The following is a 215-nucleotide window of genomic DNA, read 5'->3' as shown; positions in this document are numbered from 1 at the left end:
GAGGAAGCACCGGAGCGTATGTTTTGTATACGTGAGGATGCTGACGATTGAGATGACGAAGAGATGTGAAGCTTATCATCGGCCGAACAGGTTAAGTTAGAAAGGGCGCACGGTGGATGCCTTGGCACTAGGAGCCGATGAAGGACGGTACTAACACCGATATGCTTCGGGGAGCTGTAAGTAAGCTTTGATCCGGAGATTTCCGAATGGGGAAA

Annotated in this window: 1 rRNA gene; it reads left to right on the top strand. The window is 50.2% G+C overall.

The window, feature by feature from the left end:
• Window positions 1–89 precede the first annotated feature (89 nt).
• A 23S ribosomal RNA gene (locus ACQCVH_RS25425) occupies window positions 90–215 on the top strand; the annotation flags it as partial.

This window comes from Bacillus infantis (assembly GCF_050107595.1).
Taxonomy (GTDB): Bacteria; Bacillota; Bacilli; order Bacillales; family Cytobacillaceae; genus Bacillus_AB; species Bacillus_AB infantis_C.
Note: the sequence above shows the minus strand (reverse complement) of the source record. Positions and strands in the feature narration are given on the sequence as shown.